The sequence below is a fragment of the Shewanella sp. SR44-3 genome (assembly GCF_014163735.1).
Classification (GTDB): Bacteria; Pseudomonadota; Gammaproteobacteria; order Enterobacterales; family Shewanellaceae; genus Shewanella.
Map to the genome: position 1 here is coordinate 1 of NZ_JACJDV010000027.1, position 19,313 is coordinate 19,313.

Below are 19,313 nucleotides of genomic sequence, written 5' to 3' on the forward strand. Positions count from 1 at the left end.
TAGCACTTAGAACCTAAAATCTAGAATTTGGCTTGCTGTAAAAATTCAGCGCGGGTGGCTGGGTTGGACTTAAAAATTCCGCCTAAGGAGGTGGTCGTGGTCGAGCTGGTGGAGTCCATCACGCCGCGAGATTTAACGCAGAAATGCACAGCATCAATTTTTACCGCTACGTCTTTGGTTTCGAGCAAGGTTTGCAGCGCCACTAAAATCTGCTGCGTTAGCCTTTCTTGTACTTGTGGGCGCTGGGCGAAGAAGCGCACTATGCGGTTTATTTTTGATAAGCCTATGATTTTAGCCCGTGGTAAATACGCCACTGTGGCTAGACCATCTATGGTGACTAAATGGTGCTCACAGGTGCTGGTGAGGCTGATATCTTGCACCCTGACCATCTCATCGAAGCCCATTTTGTTGTCTATGACAGTGATCTTAGGGAAATTATCATAATCTAGGCCTGAGAAAATCTCATCCACATACATCTTAGCGATGCGTCTTGGGGTGTCCATCAGGCTGTCATCGGTTAAATCCAAGGACATCAAGGTTAAGATCTCACGCATATGCTGCTCAATCTTAATCTTGCGCTCTTCAGGCGTTGAAGTTTTTGGCAGCATAGGGGTTTCTAGCCCGCGCTCTTTCAGTGCTGCTTGTACTTTGATTGCGGCGTCACTTAATGCCATCTTGTCCTCCAACGACTCTGTCATACTGCTTATGAGTGTACCTTAAAAAACCTAGGGTGCTTACACCGCAAGGGGAGGGAGAATAGCGTGATTTGCTGCAAATTAATACTAGAGGCAATAAAAAAGCCGACCTATTTACTCAGGTATCGGCTCTATCTTAAGTGTAAATGTGAGTGGCGAGCTTAGAGTTTAAGGTTGCTATCTATGAAACTGAGCATCTTTTGATAGTATTTTGCCCTGTGGTCATCGTTATAAAAACCGTGGCCTTCATCATCCATGACCAACTTTTCATAAGGATAATTACGGGCTTTTAGGGCATCTTCTAATGATTCAAATTGTTCAATGGGAGCGCGTTCATCATCACCGCCATGAACTAACAGTAACTTGGCTTTGAGTTTTTCGACATTATAACTTGGTGACATGGCTTTAAGTGTTGCTTGATCGGTTCCTAACACTTGCTTTAAGAAGCTAGTGCCCGATCGAGTATCAGCCACGTCACCTTCCTCAAACATCATAGGCAAGTCGTATACGCCGGCAAAGCCTATGGCACATTTGAACATATCAGGCTCGATAATGGCACTTTGCAATGCGCTGTAACCGCCAAAGCTGCCTCCGACGATACAAACACGTTCTTTATTGGCAAAGCCTTGCTCAATGACATAGCGAGTGGCATCGATAATATCAAACTGGATATCTGAGCCCCACTTTTGGTGGCCCATTTCCTCAAACGCTTTACCGTAACCGCCAGAGCCACGGAAATTGACTTTCAATACCGCATAGCCTTGATTGGCAAGCAGTTGGCTTTCTGGGTCAAAGCCCCAAAAATCACGAACACCGTGCGGACCGCCATGGGGGTTTACGATTAAGGGTAAGTTTTTAGCTTCAATCCCATTTGGCAAAGTAAGATAGCCGGAGATCTGAACCCCGTCGCGACTGGTGAAACTGATAGGTTTAACTTCAGCCATTAACTCTGGTTCTAGCCATTTTTTTGATGGAGATAGAAAAGCGAGAGTGTTCTTTTGAGTGTCATAAATGTAATAATCGCCAGGATTTCTGTCATTAAAGGCAGCGATAATTAGTTTGCTACCATCACGGGTTTCACTGACTATTTGCACTTGATGCCCAGGTAAGCTGGCGAGCAATTTTTTAAGTAATGTACTGCGTTTATCATCTTGGTTGACGAAGGCGTAAGTTGGATAGCCTTCATTGAACTCTACTGCATAAAGCTGCTTGGTCTGGTTGTTTATCCAGAAATTAGCAGGGTCTACCTTGTCATCTTGGATGATTTTTTGCTGCTCACCAGTATTGAGATCAATTTTATACACCCCCATAGTTTCACTGTTTTTGCGGCCAGCGGCATAGATGCTATGCGGATTGTCGGCAAATGAAATAGGGCTAAAGTCTTCTAATTCTAGTTTAAGTTTACTGCTCTCAACCCATTCACCCGCTTGACGATAATAGATTTTGGTGTCGTTATTCTTGTCTTCGCCGGCAGCAAAGCGCACTTTGCCCGAGTGATCTGTCATAAAACGAGCTCGACCGATAGGTGACCCCATGAGTCGCTTGCGTGTTCCACGGTAGAGGTCGACTCGATAGATATCTTGTGAGGCTTCATAGTTTAGTGTGCGGGAGCCGTTCCAAGGAATAGCATTGACCAATATATATCTTTCATCGTCAACTAAAGGATCTAAAATATAGGCTGTGGCTCTAATGGGGGTATTCTTCTTAAGGTTGGAGCCTGTTTGCTGTTCACTACTTTGGTAACCAAATAAGTAGGTGCCTCTGCCACCGTCTGCATTGACCGCATAGAGTTCGCCATAGTATTGGGGGGCATCAGTCCAGCCTTTTAGGTATTCTTTTTGTAAAACTAGCCGTTCATCGTTAGCCCACTCATAGTTACCTACTTGCGCATTTCCTGGAAAATTAATTGCACCAACGAGTTTATTATCGTCGAGTGATAATATTATTAAGGTATTTTTTCCGTCACGCTTAGTAACGACACTTAAATATTTACCTGAAGGCGATAACTTCACATTGGCATATTCGGCGCCTTTACTGAATAGTTCTGGCTGAGATGGGGAAGCGGAAAACGCGGCGCAGTGAAATAAGGCGGCACTGAGCAGTAAAATAGTCCTAAACATAAACATCCTTGTACAAGTGGTTAACAAAATTGGTGGGTATTCTACAAAGTCGCGTGCTAAATTAACAGATTGCATTCCATTTCTTTGTTAATTTAGCACGTCATGGCATCAGCTTCTAAGCAGTTGCTGTTGGATGAAGGTCCATTGCTCATCAAAATGCAGTGTCGGTTTTTGCTTGAATTCACTGCGAACAAACTGCGCGATGCGGCCTTCTACTACGGCCAGTAGCAGATTGGCTAAGATGGCTTCGTCTAAATTAAAACCTTGTCCTTCTCTTAAGGTTTTTTCCCTTAAAATCTGTTTGAGCTGGGTTTCAATCTTGGCGAATAACACACTAATGCGGCTACGCAGCCTATCGTTTTCACCTAAAAGTGCATCACCGTTGAGTACCCGCGATATCCCTGGGTTGCGCTCGGAGAATACTAACAGTAACTGCAACACCAGCTGGCAGCGTGTCATGGTATCTTTTTCTTCATCCATGATGAGGTTGAGGCGCGATAGAATAGCATCTTCGATAAATTCGATTAAGCCTTCAAACATCCGAGCCTTGCTAGGGAAGTGCCGGTATAAGGCCGCTTCTGAAACCCCGACTTCGGCGGCGAGTTTCGCTGTGGTGATCCTTTGTCCTGGGCTGGTTTCCAGCATTTGAGCGAGGCACTGTAAAATGTGCTCGCGGCGATTTATTTTTGGGCTAACGGCCATTATCATTTCCTTGGCTCAGTGACAACTTTAGAAGACTATTTGGTACCTGAGTGACCAAACCCGCCTTCACCACGATCTGAGCATTCAAACTCGTCCACTAAGGTAAATTTTGCTTGTACCACAGGGACAAATACCAATTGTGCAAGCCGTTCACCTAGGGTTAAGGTGAAAGGCGTATCGCTTCTATTCCAACAAGACACCATAAGTGGGCCTTGATAATCCGAGTCGATTAAACCGACTAAATTTCCCAGCACTATACCATTTTTATGACCGAGTCCTGAGCGAGGTAAGATCACTGCCGCTAAGTTTGGGTCTGCCACATGGATGGCGATACCAGTGGGAATAAGTTTGGTTTCCCCCGGTGCAAGTGTGAGTTCTGTCTCTAACATGGCACGTAAATCCATACCCGCGCTGCCTGGAGTGGCATAGGCTGGTAAGGGAAACTGGGTTCCTATACGTGGGTCGAGAATTTTAACTTCTATAGCTGTTTTCATTGTGCAGTGATTCTTTGTGCTATCAGTGTCAGTAGTTGGCGCGCTAGGGTGAGCTTGTCGGTTGCGGGCAAATGCTGGCTGGACTCTTTATCGAATACCATAAGTGCATTGTCATCGGCATTAAAGCCTAAACCTTGAATAGAAACATCATTGGCAGCAATCATATCCAGCTGTTTTTTCTCTAGTTTACCTCTAGCGTATTGCTCTACATCTTGAGTTTCTGCGGCAAAACCTAGGGTAAATAACCTAGGTTTGTGCTGTGCAACCGTGGCTAAGATATCAGGATTACGCACTAGCGCAAGTTGCATTTGCTCGGCAGATTTTTTGATTTTTTGATCTGATGCACTCGCAATCCGGTAATCGGCAACGGCGGCGCAGCCGATAAAGATATTGTGATTATCCACTTGCGACATCACGGCTTCTAACATCTGCTCGGCAGACTCTACATCGATACGCTTGACACCATTAGGCGTGGCTAAGTTCACCGGTCCAGCGACTAAAGTCACTTCGGCGCCCATTTCTGCAGCGGCTTTGGCTAAGGCAAAACCCATTTTGCCTGAGCTGTGGTTGGAAATATAACGCACAGGATCTATGGCTTCACGGGTGGGCCCAGCTGTGAGTAGTAACTTATGGCCGTTTAATAGCTTAGGTGCAAAAAATTGTTCAAGCATCAATGCAATATCCAGTGGCTCTAACATGCGTCCTGGCCCAATTTCACCGCAAGCTTGGCTGCCAGAAGCGGGTCCCCATACGGTAAAGCCGCGGCGCTGCAAATTAGCTAAGTTGTCTTGTGTTGCCGCATTTTGATACATCTGCTGATTCATTGCGGGGCATAAAATAATCGGGGCGCTGGTGGCTAAGCAAGTGGTGGTGATTAACTCATCGGCCATACCAGCATTGATGCGAGCCATTAGGTTGGCGGTAGCAGGAGCGATAATCATAGCATCGGCCCAGCGAGCCAGTTCAATGTGCCCCATGCCAGCTTCAGCGGCAGGATCGAGTAAATCGCTAGAAACAGGGTGCCCCGATAACGCTTGAATGGTCAGCGGAGTAATAAATGCCTGAGCACCTAGGCTCATTACCACTCGCACATCTGCACCACGTTCTTTGAGGCGGCGAATTAAATCTGCCGTTTTATAAGCGGCTATTCCGCCACCAATTCCGAGTAAAATTTTCTTACCTGTTAGCATGACTGTCATCACCTAGGCTAAGTCTTAATTGCGGCTAAGATATCATAAAGCGTGACCCTTGGTGACACTCTAAACTGAAAATTTAGACCATACTCAAGGGATGCTTTCCATCATTAAGCTAAGGAGTGCTGATGGCCATTAAAGATTGGCCTCAAGGGGAAGGCCCAAGGGATAAGTTATTGGCTCATGGTGCGGGTCAGCTCAGTGATGCAGAATTGCTGGCTGTGCTAATAAGAAATGGCACATCGGGCCAAAATGCATTAACAACTGGGCGATTATTACTCAATCATTTTGGTGGTTTACGCCATTTAATGAGTGCTGCTGAGAGACAGGTGTGCAAAATTCCTGGGGTAGGACCGGTAAAATATGCCCAATTACAGGCTGCAGCGGAGATTTCTAAGCGAATTTCACGGGAAAACCTACAAAGAGGGCAGATTTTGACAAATCCTGATTTAACTCGGGACTATTTAATGAGACAATTAGCAGACCGCTCCTATGAAGTGTTCGCCTTATTATTGTTGGATAGCCAACATAGAGTGATTCAATTTGTAGAATTGTTCCGTGGTACCATAGATTCTGCCTCAGTATATCCTCGTGAAGTGGTGAGCTTAGTGCTAGAAAAAAGGGCTGCGGCAGTTATCATATGTCATAATCATCCGTCTGGTGTTGCTGAGCCCAGCCAGGCTGATAGGCGAATAACTGAGCGATTAAAAAATGCATTAGCAACTATTGATGTTTCTTTGTTAGATCATATGGTTGTTGGTGATCAAGAGATAGTTTCCTTCGCAGAACGAGGGTGGATAATTTAAACACCACTTGACCTTAGCTCTGGGAACGTGTATAAAATGCGCCCTCTTTGTGCCTCGGGCGACGGCCATACGAGGCACATTTATGCTCGAGCGTTAAAAATTGTTTTGGAGAAGATTGACATGTCAAGAATATGCCAAGTAACTGGCAAGAAGCCAATGGTTGGTAACAACCGTTCGCACGCAAAAAATTCGACTCGTCGTCGTTTTTTACCTAACCTACAAAACCACCGTTTTTGGTTAGAAGAAGAAAAGCGCTTCGTGCAACTACGTGTATCTACTAAAGGTATTCGTATCATCGACAAGAAAGGTATCGAAGTAGTTGTTAAAGAACTTCGTGCCCGTGGCGAGAAGGTATAATAGAAAATGGCTAAATCTAAAGGTAATCGTGAGAAGATCAAATTAGTATCTAGTGCTAAGACTGGTCACTTCTACACTACTGAAAAGAACAAGCGTAACATGCCTGAGAAAATGGAAATCAAGAAATTTGATCCAGTTATTCGTCAGCACGTTATGTACAAAGAAGCTAAAATCAAATAATTGATTTTTTGACTCTTAAAAAGCCCCTCTTGAGGGGCTTTTTTTATGCCTGTAATAAAATACACTACACTTGTGTGGGTAAAATAAATCATTTCTGTTGATAAAAATGATTTTAAACTGCATTAAAATGCAATAGGATTGCGTTTTTATTGATTCCACATGCTTTGGAAATATAGAGTGTGGATATATAATTGGCCGTATTACTAATAGTGCTATATCAGTGATATAGACTCTACAACTTACCAATATGAGGTGAATTAACCTGTGAGAACCACTGAACTAGTAGATGGATTTCGTCATTCGGCCCCCTATGTAAATGCACATAGAGGCAAGACATTTGTCGTCATGCTAGGTGGCGAAGCCCTTGCCCACCCCCAATTTCGCGGCATTTTAAATGATGTTGCTTTGTTGCATTCTTTAGGCATTGAAGTGGTGTTAGTTTATGGGGCACGGCCACAGATAGATGAAGGTCTAAAAGCCGCAGGTATTGAGCCTGCCTATCACAATGGGGTGCGGATCACAGATGAAGATACTTTAAAAATTATTAAGCAAGTGGCCGGTGCGGTGCAGTTCGATATCACGGCGCGCTTATCTATGAGCCTTGGCAATACGCCGATGCAAAATGCGCAGATTAACTTAGTCAGTGGTAATTTCGTCATTGCTCAACCTTTAGGTGTCGACGACGGCGTTGATTTTTGCCTCAGCGGTAAAGTAAGGCGCATCGATGCTGTGGGTTTACGTCGTCAGCTTGATAATAATGGCATAGTCCTGATGGGCCCCATTGCTGCATCGGTAACGGGTGAGAGCTTTAACCTGACCGCTGAAGAAGTGGCGACTCAGGTCGCGATTAAGCTTAAAGCCGATAAAATCATCGGTTTTAGTGAAACCAACGGCATTATGGGCGAAAACGGTGAAGTGATAGCGGAATTGATGCCTAACCAAGTCGAGGCAATGCTGGCCGATATGGCACAAAACCCCTGTGCCTCAGTGGGCACTATGGCATTCCTAAAAGCCAGTGTTGATGCATGCCGCAAGGGTGTACCTCGTTGCCATTTGGTCAGTTATCTCGATGATGGCGCATTGCTGCAAGAGTTATTCTCCCGTGAGGGCATAGGCACCCAAATCGTCACAGAAAGCGCCGAGCGTCTTCGCCGTGCCAGCATCAGTGATATTGGCGGCATCTTAAACCTTATTCGCCCATTGGAAGAGCAAGGTATTCTAGTGCGCCGCTCCCGTGAGCAGCTGGAAATGGAAATCGAGCAGTTTATGCTGATTGAGCGCGATAACTTAGTGATTGGTTGCGCGGCGCTCTATCCTTTCGAGGAAGACAATGCCGGTGAGTTTGCCTGTCTTGTGGTTCACCCTGATTATCGTGATGCAGACAGAGGCAGCGTGCTACTCAATAACATCATAGGCCAAGCTAGGGTACGTGGTTATGGGCGTTTATTTGCGTTGACGACTCGCAGTATCCATTGGTTTTTAGAGCACGGCTTTAATATTGTCGAAGTGGACGCTTTGCCAAATAAGAAAAAACAGTTATACAATTTCCATCGTCGCTCGAAAATTTTAGCGCTGGATTTATAGGGTTTAGCTCCAGAAGTATCAGTCTATTAAATCTTAGTTACCTTAGTTCAGATGTAAAAATGCCGACTTAAGTCGGCATTTTTTATGTCTTAATTTTTAACTCTAAACTCTAGGCTGGGCTAGCGAGTTTGGCTTTTTTATTGTGGCGGCGTTGCAGTAATAAATCACTGACAAAGATCATCAACGCTGCCCAAATAAACCCAAAGGTAATGGCCTTTTCTATATCGAAGGGTTCATTAAAGAGTTTGATTGCCAAGATAAACATGATGCTTGGGCCAATATATTGAAAGAATCCTAAGATAGAAAACGGAATGCGCACCGCCGCCCCAGCAAAACATAATAACGGTACGGTAGTGACGATACCGGCAGCCAGCAGAATCAAATTCAGGCTCCAAGCATTGGTAAGCATGCTGGCACTGGAGCTGTCTAAAGTCAGCAATAAATAACCTAAGGCCACAGGTGCTAAAATTGCCGTTTCTACCAGTAAGCCGGTTTTAGCATCCACGTTAACTTTTTTACGCAATAAGCCGTAAAAACCAAAGGAGGCGGCTAATACTAAAGACACCAGCGGGATAGAACCAAAAGAAATCAGCTGAATAATCACCCCTAAGCTTGCCAACGCCACCGCAACCCACTGCAGTTTACGCAAGCGCTCACCGAGAAATAGCATGGCCAGCAACACGTTAAATAACGGGTTAATGAAGTAGCCAAGGCTTGCATCTAACATATGGTCATTATTAATCGCCCAGATGAAAATTAGCCAATTCCCCGCGATCAACAGGGAGGTGATCAGTAACACTAACAATTGTTTAGGTTGTTTAAATACTTGTCTCAGGCGGCTAAATCCACCAACAAACTGCATTAGCACTACCATAAGCACAAAAGACCAGAGTACCCTGTGCATTAGAATTTCAAGAGGAGAAACCTGCTGAATAAGTTTGAAATATAATGGGGCAACGCCCCATAAACAGTAGGCACAGATAGCGAGAATGACGCCTTTACGGTATTCGAGTTCAGACATGGAATGATGACCTTGAGAATGAAGAGGCGATTGTAGGCGCCACTTCTGTGAGACTCAAGGCTAAGCCTTGATTCATTTTGCTGTGAGCCAAGGGTAAAGCGTAAACAAAACGATAAATTAGGCTGTTTTGACCTCTATCACTGAATTATGGCCAGATCATCATTTGCCGCTGCTCATATTTTATTGGGCATTTAACCAACCATGTAAGTGCCTGTGCCGAAGGCGATATGGGTGCCTTGTTCATTATGCAGCTCCATGCGGCACACAGATACGCGGTTGCCGGAGCGAATAACACTGCCTGTGCCAGTAAACACCTCGCCGCGTCCAGGCCTTAAATAATCTATGCGTAAATCGATAGTACCTAAGGTGGTGAGCCTTTCCTGTAGTGCTTCTAGGGTCCAATCATCACGGCTGGATACCAAGCCTGCAAAGGCGGTGAGGCCACCAACGATATCCAGTACGGTCGCCGTCACGCCGCCATGGAGAATTTGCTGGTGAATGTTGCCGATTAACTCGGGCTTCATGGTGATCACTACTTCGACACCGTTTTCATCGTAATGCTTGATCTGTAGGCCCAGTAGGTTATGAAAAGGCACAAATTGGTCGAAGACTTGGGCCACCTGTTGTAGGGCTTGGGTTTTTATATCATTACTCATAGATATCCTTATCCTTATTCTTATTGTTATTCATTTGTCACCTGTGTCATCACGATAAGGTAATTTAGGGTAGAGCAATTAATCTAGCCTGAGTTGGCTTAGGTTGCAAATAGGTAAAATGTCAGCTTTTATTCGTTACGCCAAGACATAGGGCGTCAGCTGTTTTAGAATGTCAGCCCCAACAGCGAGTGCAGAAGTGAAATGAATAATTTAAGCCCAGATTTGGACCCAGCAATAACGGCATCGCAAGATGAGCTGAGTGCACGTCTGCAGCAAGTATTTGGCTACCGTTCATTTCGAGAGGGGCAGCGAGAAGTCATGGAGCGCACCTTGGCGGGTGAGGACACTTTGGTCATCATGCCCACTGGTGGCGGTAAAAGTATTTGCTATCAGTTGCCTGCATTATTGTTTCCTGGGCTAACTATTGTTGTCTCACCTTTGATTTCATTAATGAAAGATCAAGTCGACAGCCTGCTTCAAACTGGTGTGCCTGCCGCTTATTTAAACTCCTCTCAACCTCGTGAAGTGAGCATGAATGTATTGCGCCAGCTACACAGTGGCGAAATAAAACTGCTGTATGTATCACCAGAGCGCTTGCTACGTGATGATTTTATTGAGCGTTTACAGCATCTTCACCTTAGCTTGTTTGCTGTAGATGAGGCGCATTGCATCAGCCAGTGGGGTCATGATTTTAGACCTGAGTATGCCGAACTTGGCCGTCTAAAGCAGCTGTTCCCTCAGGTGCCGCTAATGGCGCTGACGGCCACCGCAGATCAAGCAACCCGCACGAGCATTTGTGAGCGATTGCATATCGAACCTTTCTGTTTATTATCCAGTTTCGATAGGCCTAACATTCGCTACACAGTGGCTGAAAAACTCAATGCTGCCAGCCAGCTTAAGCAATTTATCGCGTCTCAGTCAGGCAATAACGGCATTATTTATTGCAGTAGTCGCAGGCGCGTGGATGAAGTGGCTGAACGGCTGCGTTTACAGGGCTTGAGGGCTGAGGCTTATCACGCTGGCCGCAGTCAAGAAGAGCGCGCAGATGTACAAGATAAATTCCTCAAAGATAAGCTTGAAATCGTGGTGGCCACAGTGGCTTTTGGCATGGGAATTAACAAATCCAATGTGCGCTTTGTGGTGCATTACGATATCCCCAAAAGTGTAGAGGCTTATTATCAAGAAACCGGCCGCGCGGGCCGTGATGGTTTAGATGCCGAGGCCTATATGTTGTTCGACCCCGCCGACATTGGCCGAGTTAGGCACCTCATTGAGCAATCTGAACCCGGACCACAACAGCAAGTCGAGTTTCATAAATTACATACCATGGCGGCGTTTGCCGAGGCGCAAACCTGTCGCCGGCAAGTGTTATTGCATTATTTTGATGAAAGCGCCTCAAAACCTTGTGGTAACTGCGATATCTGTATCAATCCGCCTAAGCGTTATGATGGCAGTGAAGATGCTCAAAAGGTGTTATCTTGCGTGTTTCGCTTAGGGCAGCGCTTTGGGATTAATCATTTAATTGAAGTGCTTAGGGGCTCCAAAGCCGCCAATGTGTTAGACCGAGGCCATGATAAGTTATCGACTTGGGGCATAGGTAAAGAAAAGAGCCCTGAGCATTGGCTCAGCGTAACGCGCCAGCTGATCCATTTAGGGCTTGCCAGTCAGGACGTGACCCGAGGCTCATCCATAAAGCTTAATGATGCCGCAAGGCCTGTGCTTAAAGGTGAGCAAGCCTTGATGCTTGCAGAGCCACGTATTCAGTTGGTGAGCAGTAAGCGTAAAATCAGTAATAGCCGCGCCCCACAGCAATACGACAGACAACTGTTTGCCCGTCTTAAGCTACTGCGCCGTGAAATTGCCGAGAAAAATGACATCCCACCTTACCTAGTGTTTAACGATGCAAGCTTGGCAGAAATGTCTGCCATGTTGCCCACAAGCCCAGGTGAGATGCTTGCTGTAAACGGCGTGGGTGAGCGTAAATTGAGCCGTTTTGGTGGCGAGTTCCTCGATGAGATTAGTCACTACCTTGCTGGCGATTAGTCATTGATGGTTGTCGATTTTTTTTAGTTATTTGATCTAAATGGGCTTTTTTGATTAATTGCTCAAAACTGTCTAATTGCTGCAAGCTGGCTATCCCAGTGGGAACATTGGTGTTAGCTTGCCAGTTCTCTATGCTTAAACTCACCTGCGCAGCGACCCGTCTTGCACCTTGTAATGAGGTGTGAGGCAGGAAAACAATAATTTCCTCTAGTGAATGGCGATAGAATTTATCTTGTTCTCGTAGTGTGTGCTCCAGATGAGTTTGCAAATCCCCTAAATCAACCAAGCGAACGCCGCTGATGTTAAGCAGTAAAATGCTTAATGGATATCCGGCGCGTTTGGCATTTTTTAACAAGCCGCCGATCTCTTCCTCTTGCTGAGCGACTTGTTTAATTAAAGGGGGAAGCTTTGGGTCTTTTTTGATAAAAAATAATATGCTGATAAACAGTAATGATAAACCCAGTGCAACTAAGGCATAGGTTTGTTCTAAGGTTAAGTAACGTTGACTACGGGCAAGTGTGGCTTGCGCATTAGTAAGTTGAGCTTGTTCATTAGCCCGCGCTTTGAATTGTAAAAAGCGTGCTTGATTGATTTTCGCGGCTATTTTTTTCTCGAGTTCAAAGCGTAATACTTGGTATTCGTAGGCCTGTTTAAAGGCATTCTTGGTTGCATAATACTGGCTTAAGATAGAGTAATATTCTTGTAAATCTAGCTGATGATTTTCGCCTTTAGCAAGCTCAATTGCTTGATCCATAATGGCTAAGGCTTCTTGATCGCGGCCTTGCTTGAAACGTATCTGGGCCAGAGTGCGTTTGGCTCGTGCAAGATATAGGGGATGGTTATATTTTGAAAAGGTGGCAATGCTGATATTGATTTGTTTTTCAGCACTACTTAGCCTATTTCTAAGTAAATCAAACACAGACAATGAAGCATAATTGTAAGCCAATTCTATTGAATGATTCGTATTGGGAAGCAGTTTTTTTGCATGGTTAATATAATCATCGGCTTGTTGTTCATTAATGTGGATAGTGATTAATGCCGCATTAATCAGTAGTAGGTACTCAATCTTACCGATAGCAGCTTCATCGGCTCTGGCCTTATTGGTGAAGAAAATCGCTTGTGACACATCACCCGTCGAAAAAAATAAGCTTCCCATTGCTGCCAATAAATAAGTTTTCGGAGCGAGCTGCCAACTTGGGGTTTGAGTTTGCGCTTGAGGGTAGATATCTAAGGCTAAACGCAAATCCTCCATAGCGGAATTTGCATTTTCGATCCGAAGATCTATTGTCGCCCTCAGGTAAAGCGCATTCACTATGGCTTGAGGCTGTTGATATTGATGGGCTAATGCGAGAGCGTTATCTATTAGCGGTAAAGCCTTGTCCAATTCCCCTAGGTAGTTTAACGCATCTGCTTGGCAGAGAATGAAATAAGCTCTGACATGATCTAATTTGAATGTTTTAGCCTTGGTTTCTCCCCGTTGAGCACTGTTGATGGCGGCTTGGTATTCGCCTTGTTCTAGCAAATTGTAGCATTGCAGCAGTTCAAAACGCAGTTGCTCAGTTTTAGTGAGTAAATCAGTCTTTGTCGCTTGCTCAATTAAGCTTAATGCAGCTTGAGCTTGTTGCGGATATTGATAATTTAAAAGATTGAGTTTGTTTAAGTGTTCACTGACGCTGGCTGTGACGCCATCAACGCTGATACGTGCGCTGTGAGTGGGGTTAGCATCGCTAGTGTACCTGCTACTGTAGTTGTTATAAGACTGCGCATTTAACGCGAAAGAGAGGCTGCTAAAAAATAGTGCGTTACAGCTTATACAGAATAAATACACAAACAACTTCATCGACAATCGACTCACAAGAAAGGCTTAAAAAACGTGCCAGTATACCTAGGTTTGTTTCTTGGTGCAGGATAATCTGCAGCGAAAATGAGCATAGCTTTTAGTATCAGCTTCAGCTTTGTGGGCTAAATGATCCTAGATAACATGTGGGATCTCATGTGGAATTGATAATGAATCATTTTCATACAGTAAAAAATGGGTTGACACTTTTATAGCCACAGGCTATCAATAGTGCTCAGCAGGCAAACCTTATTTGGGTTTGCTGTTTGATTTAACGGTTAACTTTGAGTCGATAAATATGACAAATACTTACTTGCAACTCGGACTCCTTCTCCTCTCTGACATTTTTGTGCGGAGTGTGTGGTGTTGCAAGTAAAACAGCAAAATTAACACAAAACCCGCGCTAATCGTCGCGGGTTTTTTGTTTTTAGGCCCAGTGACCAAGCAAATTAATTGACTATTTTGGAGACACTATGCCTAACAGAGTAATTATTTTTGATACCACATTGCGAGATGGCGAGCAGGCTTTAGCCGCAAGCTTATCGGTGAAAGAAAAACTGCAAATTGCTCTAGCCTTAGAGCGCTTAGGGGTCGATGTGATGGAAGTAGGTTTTCCTGTATCGTCCCCGGGTGACTTCAATTCAGTGCAAACCATAGCCAAAACCATTAAAAATAGCCGCGTCTGCGCCTTAGCTCGGGCCTTGCCTGCGGACATAGATGCGGCGGCGCAAGCACTCGCTGTGGCAGAGCAGTTTCGCATCCATACTTTCATTTCCACCTCAACCATACATGTTGAAAGCAAATTAAAACGCAGTTTCGATGATGTGTTAGCGATGGCGGTGAACGCGGTTAAATATGCGCGGCGTTTTACCGATGATGTCGAATTTTCTTGTGAGGATGCGGGTCGCACCCCAATTGATAATTTGTGCCGCATGGTTGAGGCGGCAATAAAGGCTGGCGCTCGCACCATTAATATCCCAGATACCGTGGGTTACACCATACCGAGCGAATTTAGCGCCATCATAGAAACCTTGTTTAATCGAGTACCCAATATTGATCAAGCGATTATCTCTGTGCATTGCCATGATGATTTGGGCTTGTCGGTTGCTAATTCCATTGGTGCTATTGAGAAGGGCGCGCGGCAAATTGAATGTACTGTCAATGGCATAGGCGAGCGAGCAGGCAATTGCTCATTGGAAGAAATCGCGATGATTTTAGCCACCCGCAAAGATAAATTAGGGCTTGAGACTGGGATCATCGCCAAAGAAATCCACCGCACCTCAAATCTTGTGAGCCAGCTATGCAATATGCCAGTTCAGGCCAATAAGGCTATTGTTGGTAGTAATGCCTTTTCTCACTCCTCGGGCATTCATCAAGATGGCATGTTAAAGGCCAAGAACACTTATGAAATCATGACCCCAGAGAGCATAGGCCTTCACAGAAATAACCTGAATATGACCTCTCGCTCAGGGCGACATGTAATCAAGCATCGCATGGAGGAAATGGGCTATCACAGTGATGATTATCAGATGGACGCCTTGTATGAGCAGTTCTTGAAGCTTGCCGACAAAAAAGGCCAGGTGTTTGATTATGATCTTGAAGCTATCGTCTTCATGGCCGCCCAAGTGGCGGAGGACGATCACTACCGCTTACAGCATCTGTCTGTGCACTCAGATTCCAGCGAAGGCGTTGCCACGGCCACAGTGCGAATTGCAGTCGAGGGGAAAGATTTAACCGAGGCGGCTATCGGTAATGGCCCTGTGGACGCAGCTTACAAGGCCATAGCCCGCGCCAGTGGCCGTGAGGTTGAGATCAGCAGTTATAAATTAAGCGCAAAAGGTCAAGGGCAAGATGCGTTGGGGCAAGTGGATATTACCGCCAAGTATCAAGGACGCACTTTCCACGGTGTGGGCTTGGCAACCGATGTGGTCGAGGCATCGGCCCAAGCGTTAGTGCACGTCATGAATCTTATTTGCCGCGCCGACAAAGTTGCGGACATCAAATCACAAATTCAATTTAACAGGGAGCACGCCGGGGTATGAGTTATCAAATAGCAGTGTTAGCAGGAGACGGTATTGGCCCAGAGGTGATGACAGAGGCCCACAAAGTGCTCAAGGAAGTTGAGCTGCGCTTTGGGTTAAACATTGAATACAGTGAATATGATGTGGGCGGAATTGCCATAGATAATCACGGCAGCCCTTTGCCAAACTCAACCCTAAAGGGCTGTGAAGCCGCAGATGCCATTCTTTTTGGTAGTGTCGGCGGACCCAAATGGGAGCATTTAGCCCCAGATAGCCAGCCAGAACGTGGCGCTTTGCTGCCGCTTAGGGCTCATTTTGAACTGTTTTGCAATCTACGTCCGGCTAAGTTGCACCAAGGTCTTGAGCACATGTCACCACTTCGAGCGGATATCTCAGCTCGGGGCTTTGATGTTCTGTGTGTGCGTGAATTAACTGGCGGAATTTACTTTGGCAAACCTAAAGGTCGCCAAGGCGAAGGCGAGTCAGAAGAAGCTTTCGATACCATGCGTTATAGCCGCAAAGAAATCCGCCGTATTGCGCTGATTGCCTTTGAGGCCGCAAGGGGACGTCGCAAAAAAGTGACCTCAGTAGATAAAGCTAATGTGTTGGCGTGCTCAGTACTGTGGCGCCAAGTGGTTGAAGAAGTCGCTGTGGATTATCCTGATGTCACCCTAGAACACATCTACATAGATAATGCCACCATGCAGTTACTGCGCCGCCCTAATGAATTTGATGTCATGCTGTGCTCAAACTTATTTGGCGATATTCTATCTGATGAAATTGCTATGTTAACCGGCTCCATGGGCTTATTGTCTTCGGCGAGTATGAATGGCACTGGTTTTGGTTTGTATGAGCCCGCAGGTGGCAGCGCTCCAGATATAGCGGGGCTTGGAATTGCCAACCCTGTGGCACAAATTTTATCGGCAGCATTAATGTTGCGCCACAGCTTAAAGCAAGAAGAGGCCGCTTGCGCTATTGAGCGCGGCGTAGCTAAAGCTCTAGAGGCGGGTTATTTAACTGCTGAGCTATTGAGTGCGGATGAGCGCCATCAAGCAAAGTCGACGACTCAAATGGGTGATTATATTGCAGCAGCAATAAGGGAAGGTGTGTAATGGGGCAATCCGTTGTTAAGCAGGCTGTAAAAGGCGCAATAAAAGAGACCGCCAAAACCTTGTATGAAAAAGTCTGGGATGCGCATTTAGTGGCAAGTCCAGCAGGTGAAGCCGCGATCCTTTATGTCGACCGTCATTTGGTGCATGAAGTGACCTCTCCCCAAGCGTTCAGTGGCCTAAGGGCTGCGGGCAGGCCGTTACGGGCACCGCAAAAAACCTTCGCCACCATGGATCATAACACTTCAACTAAGAGCGCAAGCCTAGATGCCTTAAGCCCCATGGCGCGCACTCAGGTGGAAACCTTAGCGCAAAACTGTAAAGATTTTGGCGTCAAACTGTATGACATTCATCATCCTAATCAAGGCATAGTGCATGTGATGGGACCAGAGCTGGGCATTACTCTGCCAGGTAGCGTGATTGTTTGTGGTGACTCACATACCGCGACCCATGGGGCTTTTGGCGCCTTAGCATTTGGCATTGGCACCTCAGAAGTTGAGCACGTGCTTGCGACGCAAACCTTAAGGCAGTTACAAGCGAAAACCATGCGAGTGGAAGTGCGCGGTGAAGTGACTGATGGCGTGACGGCTAAAGATATCGTGCTTGCCATTATAGGTAAGCTTGGTATGGATGGTGGTACAGGTTTTGTGGTGGAGTTTTGCGGTGAAGCCATTAGCGCATTGTCCATGGAAGGGCGGATGACCTTGTGCAATATGGCCATCGAAATGGGAGCTAAAGCAGGCATGGTAGCACCGGATCAAACCACCTTTGACTACTTAAAAGGCCGTGAATTTGCCCCTAAAGGTGAGCATTGGCAGCAAGCGATTGCAGCTTGGTCACAGCTTAGCAGTGATCAAGATGCAGTATTTGATGCTGAAGTGGTGTTAGAGGCTCAAGACATTGCGCCGCAATTAACTTGGGGGACCAACCCAGGTCAAGTGGTCGCCATAGATGGTGAAGTGCCCAATCCTGCCAATGAAACCAGTAGCACAGAACGCAGCAGCATGTTGAAAGCCTTGGAGTACATTGGTTTAACACCTGGCACTAAGATGACTGATATCAGCATCAACAAGGTATTTATTGGCTCGTGCACCAACTCACGCATCGAAGATTTGCGCTCGGCTGCGACCCATGCCAAAGGCCGTAAAGTCGCCGAGGGTGTTGTGGCTATCGTGGTGCCGGGTTCAGGTCAAGTGAAGTTGCAGGCAGAGGCTGAAGGCTTAGATAAAATTTTTATTGATGCAGGGTTTGAGTGGCGCTTACCGGGGTGCTCCATGTGCCTTGCCATGAATGATGACAGGTTAGAGGCGGGCGATCGCTGCGCGTCTACCAGTAACCGTAATTTTGAAGGTCGCCAAGGCCGTGGTAGCCGCACGCATTTAGTGAGTCCTGCAATGGCGGCAGCAGCTGCTATCGCAGGCCATTTTGTTGATATTCGCGCCCCTTACTAAGCCGATACAGGAGAACCAGATGCAAGCATTTACTGCCCATAGCGGCTTAGCGGTAACCATTGACAGCGCTAATATTGATACCGACCAAATTATTCCCAAACAGTTCCTGTCTAAAGTGACTAAGGACGGTTTTGGGGTGCATTTATTTCATGACTGGCGTTACTTAGATGAGGCCGGTGATAAGCCTAACCCAGAGTTCGTATTGAATTTACCCCGTTATAAGGGGGCTTCAATTTTATTGGCACAGGAGAATTTTGGCTGTGGCTCGAGTCGAGAACACGCACCTTGGGCACTCGCCGATTTTGGCTTTCGAGTTGTGATAGCACCAAGCTTTGCCGATATTTTTTTTGGTAATGCTGTTAATAATGGCTTACTTCCTGTCATCTTAACTCACGCTCAAGTGCAGCAATTGATTAATGAAGTGCAAGGGGCGTCGGGATCTAAAATTTCAGTCGATCTTACTGCGCTTAGAGTCACATCGCCCAGCGGCGCTGAGTTTGCTTTTAGTTTAGTGGAGTCGGCGCGGCATAAATTGCTCAATGGTCTTGATGCCATCGGTGAAACCTTGACTCATGAACAGATGATTTCAGCCTATGAGGCTAAGCTTCCGGTTTGGTACGCCTAGGACGGGAGGCTTTAAGTGAGGTTTAATCTTAATTAAATCAAATATTAATGTCGATATTAGGGGCGGGATCAGACGCTAACTTAGTCTGTTTTTGCCGCCTATCATAGGCTTTGATATAACGGTTATTACTGGCATTTCGCCGCTCTGATTTTGGGCGAATAATTCTTGGAGGCAGTTGTGATTGAGGTGACTCATGGCTGTCTTCAGTTATGTCTTTGCCCTGATGGGGTTGTACCACCTTACGTTTCAGTTTGACGTTTGCCGTCACGGGTCTTGCCAACATGGCATAAAGACTGTCTAGACCTGACATATAGCATCCTTGTTATTTGGTATCTCTCTAAGCTATCGGCCACCCTGCTGTCAGGTTGAGCAAAAAATGTACATTTTCAATGTGCAGTTCTGATTCTCTCGATGATATG

At 45.9% G+C, this 19,313-nt stretch carries 18 protein-coding genes; 9 read left to right on the plus strand and 9 right to left on the minus strand.

The annotated features are described in order from the left end of the window. Positions 1-20: 20 nt before the first annotated feature. The 5 genes from folE to coaBC all read right to left on the minus strand — a co-directional run bounded on the left by folE (position 21) and on the right by coaBC (position 5,210). Positions 21-674 (minus strand): GTP cyclohydrolase I FolE, encoded by a 654-nt coding sequence (folE, locus tag H5073_RS12955; protein WP_182679991.1) that lies wholly within the window; start codon positions 672-674, stop codon positions 21-23. Between the two features lie 182 nt (positions 675-856). Then, positions 857-2,821, minus strand: coding sequence for an alpha/beta hydrolase family protein (locus H5073_RS12960; protein WP_404948399.1), 1,965 nt, complete (start codon positions 2,819-2,821; stop codon positions 857-859). 102 nt (positions 2,822-2,923) lie between these two features. Beyond that, a complete protein-coding gene (slmA, locus tag H5073_RS12965) occupies positions 2,924-3,517 on the minus strand; it encodes a nucleoid occlusion factor SlmA (RefSeq protein ID WP_182679993.1) in 594 nt (197 codons plus the stop codon). A gap of 35 nt (positions 3,518-3,552) precedes the next feature. Beyond that, positions 3,553-4,011, minus strand: coding sequence for a dUTP diphosphatase (dut, locus tag H5073_RS12970; protein WP_182679994.1), 459 nt, complete (start codon positions 4,009-4,011; stop codon positions 3,553-3,555). Continuing rightward, entirely contained in the window at positions 4,008-5,210 is a 1,203-nt protein-coding gene (coaBC, locus tag H5073_RS12975; protein ID WP_182679995.1) for a bifunctional phosphopantothenoylcysteine decarboxylase/phosphopantothenate--cysteine ligase CoaBC, read from the minus strand. The genes dut and coaBC overlap by 4 nt, the downstream gene beginning before the upstream one ends. Positions 5,211-5,332: 122 nt before the next feature. Here coaBC and radC point away from each other — a divergent pair, with 122 nt between their 5' ends. The 4 genes from radC to argA all read left to right on the plus strand — a co-directional run bounded on the left by radC (position 5,333) and on the right by argA (position 8,131). Next, positions 5,333-6,010: a DNA repair protein RadC gene (radC, locus tag H5073_RS12980; protein ID WP_182679996.1), complete on the plus strand. Its 678-nt coding sequence runs from the start codon at positions 5,333-5,335 to the stop codon at positions 6,008-6,010. 120 nt (positions 6,011-6,130) lie between these two features. Beyond that, complete coding sequence (rpmB, locus tag H5073_RS12985; RefSeq protein WP_041405635.1) at positions 6,131-6,367, plus strand: 50S ribosomal protein L28; 237 nt, start codon at positions 6,131-6,133, stop codon at positions 6,365-6,367. Between the two features lie 6 nt (positions 6,368-6,373). After that, positions 6,374-6,547 (plus strand): 50S ribosomal protein L33, encoded by a 174-nt coding sequence (rpmG, locus tag H5073_RS12990; RefSeq protein WP_011494790.1) that lies wholly within the window; start codon positions 6,374-6,376, stop codon positions 6,545-6,547. 264 nt (positions 6,548-6,811) lie between these two features. Next, the gene (argA, locus tag H5073_RS12995) at positions 6,812-8,131 is read left to right on the plus strand and encodes an amino-acid N-acetyltransferase (RefSeq protein WP_182679997.1); all 1,320 of its coding nucleotides are present in this window, start codon (positions 6,812-6,814) and stop codon (positions 8,129-8,131) included. 109 nt (positions 8,132-8,240) lie between these two features. Here the strand turns inward: argA and rarD are convergent, their stop codons facing one another. Both rarD and H5073_RS13005 read right to left on the minus strand, forming a co-directional pair. Next, entirely contained in the window at positions 8,241-9,152 is a 912-nt protein-coding gene (gene rarD / locus H5073_RS13000) for an EamA family transporter RarD (protein ID WP_182679998.1), read from the minus strand. A gap of 191 nt (positions 9,153-9,343) precedes the next feature. After that, positions 9,344-9,808 carry a thioesterase family protein gene (locus H5073_RS13005; RefSeq protein WP_182679999.1) on the minus strand — a complete coding sequence of 155 codons (465 nt, stop codon included), beginning with the start codon at positions 9,806-9,808 and terminating at the stop codon, positions 9,344-9,346. A 201-nt stretch (positions 9,809-10,009) separates the two neighbouring features. Here H5073_RS13005 and recQ point away from each other — a divergent pair, with 201 nt between their 5' ends. Beyond that, on the plus strand, positions 10,010-11,851 hold the full coding sequence (recQ, locus tag H5073_RS13010; protein ID WP_182680000.1) for a DNA helicase RecQ: 1,842 nt from the start codon (positions 10,010-10,012) through the stop codon (positions 11,849-11,851). Here recQ and H5073_RS13015 read toward each other — a convergent pair. After that, positions 11,826-13,691 (minus strand): hypothetical protein, encoded by a 1,866-nt coding sequence (locus H5073_RS13015; protein WP_182680001.1) that lies wholly within the window; start codon positions 13,689-13,691, stop codon positions 11,826-11,828. The two genes, recQ and H5073_RS13015, sit on opposite strands and share 26 nt — an antisense overlap. A gap of 470 nt (positions 13,692-14,161) precedes the next feature. On the opposite strand from H5073_RS13015, the gene leuA reads away from it, so the two are divergent. Genes leuA through leuD form a run of 4 tightly spaced genes read left to right on the plus strand, consistent with a single transcriptional unit; the run spans position 14,162 to position 18,894 of the window. After that, positions 14,162-15,730, plus strand: a complete 1,569-nt coding sequence (gene leuA / locus H5073_RS13020) for a 2-isopropylmalate synthase (protein WP_182680002.1) — start codon at positions 14,162-14,164, stop codon at positions 15,728-15,730. Continuing rightward, positions 15,727-16,821: a 3-isopropylmalate dehydrogenase gene (gene leuB / locus H5073_RS13025; RefSeq protein WP_182680003.1), complete on the plus strand. Its 1,095-nt coding sequence runs from the start codon at positions 15,727-15,729 to the stop codon at positions 16,819-16,821. Before leuA ends, leuB begins: the two co-directional genes overlap by 4 nt. Next, positions 16,821-18,269: a 3-isopropylmalate dehydratase large subunit gene (gene leuC / locus H5073_RS13030; RefSeq protein ID WP_182680004.1), complete on the plus strand. Its 1,449-nt coding sequence runs from the start codon at positions 16,821-16,823 to the stop codon at positions 18,267-18,269. The genes leuB and leuC overlap by 1 nt, the downstream gene beginning before the upstream one ends. A gap of 19 nt (positions 18,270-18,288) precedes the next feature. Then, the gene (gene leuD, locus H5073_RS13035) at positions 18,289-18,894 is read left to right on the plus strand and encodes a 3-isopropylmalate dehydratase small subunit (protein ID WP_182680005.1); all 606 of its coding nucleotides are present in this window, start codon (positions 18,289-18,291) and stop codon (positions 18,892-18,894) included. Positions 18,895-18,931: 37 nt separating this feature from the next. Here the strand turns inward: leuD and H5073_RS13040 are convergent, their stop codons facing one another. Then, a complete protein-coding gene (locus H5073_RS13040) occupies positions 18,932-19,204 on the minus strand; it encodes a hypothetical protein (protein WP_182680006.1) in 273 nt (90 codons plus the stop codon). Between the last annotated feature and the right edge of the window lie 109 nt (positions 19,205-19,313).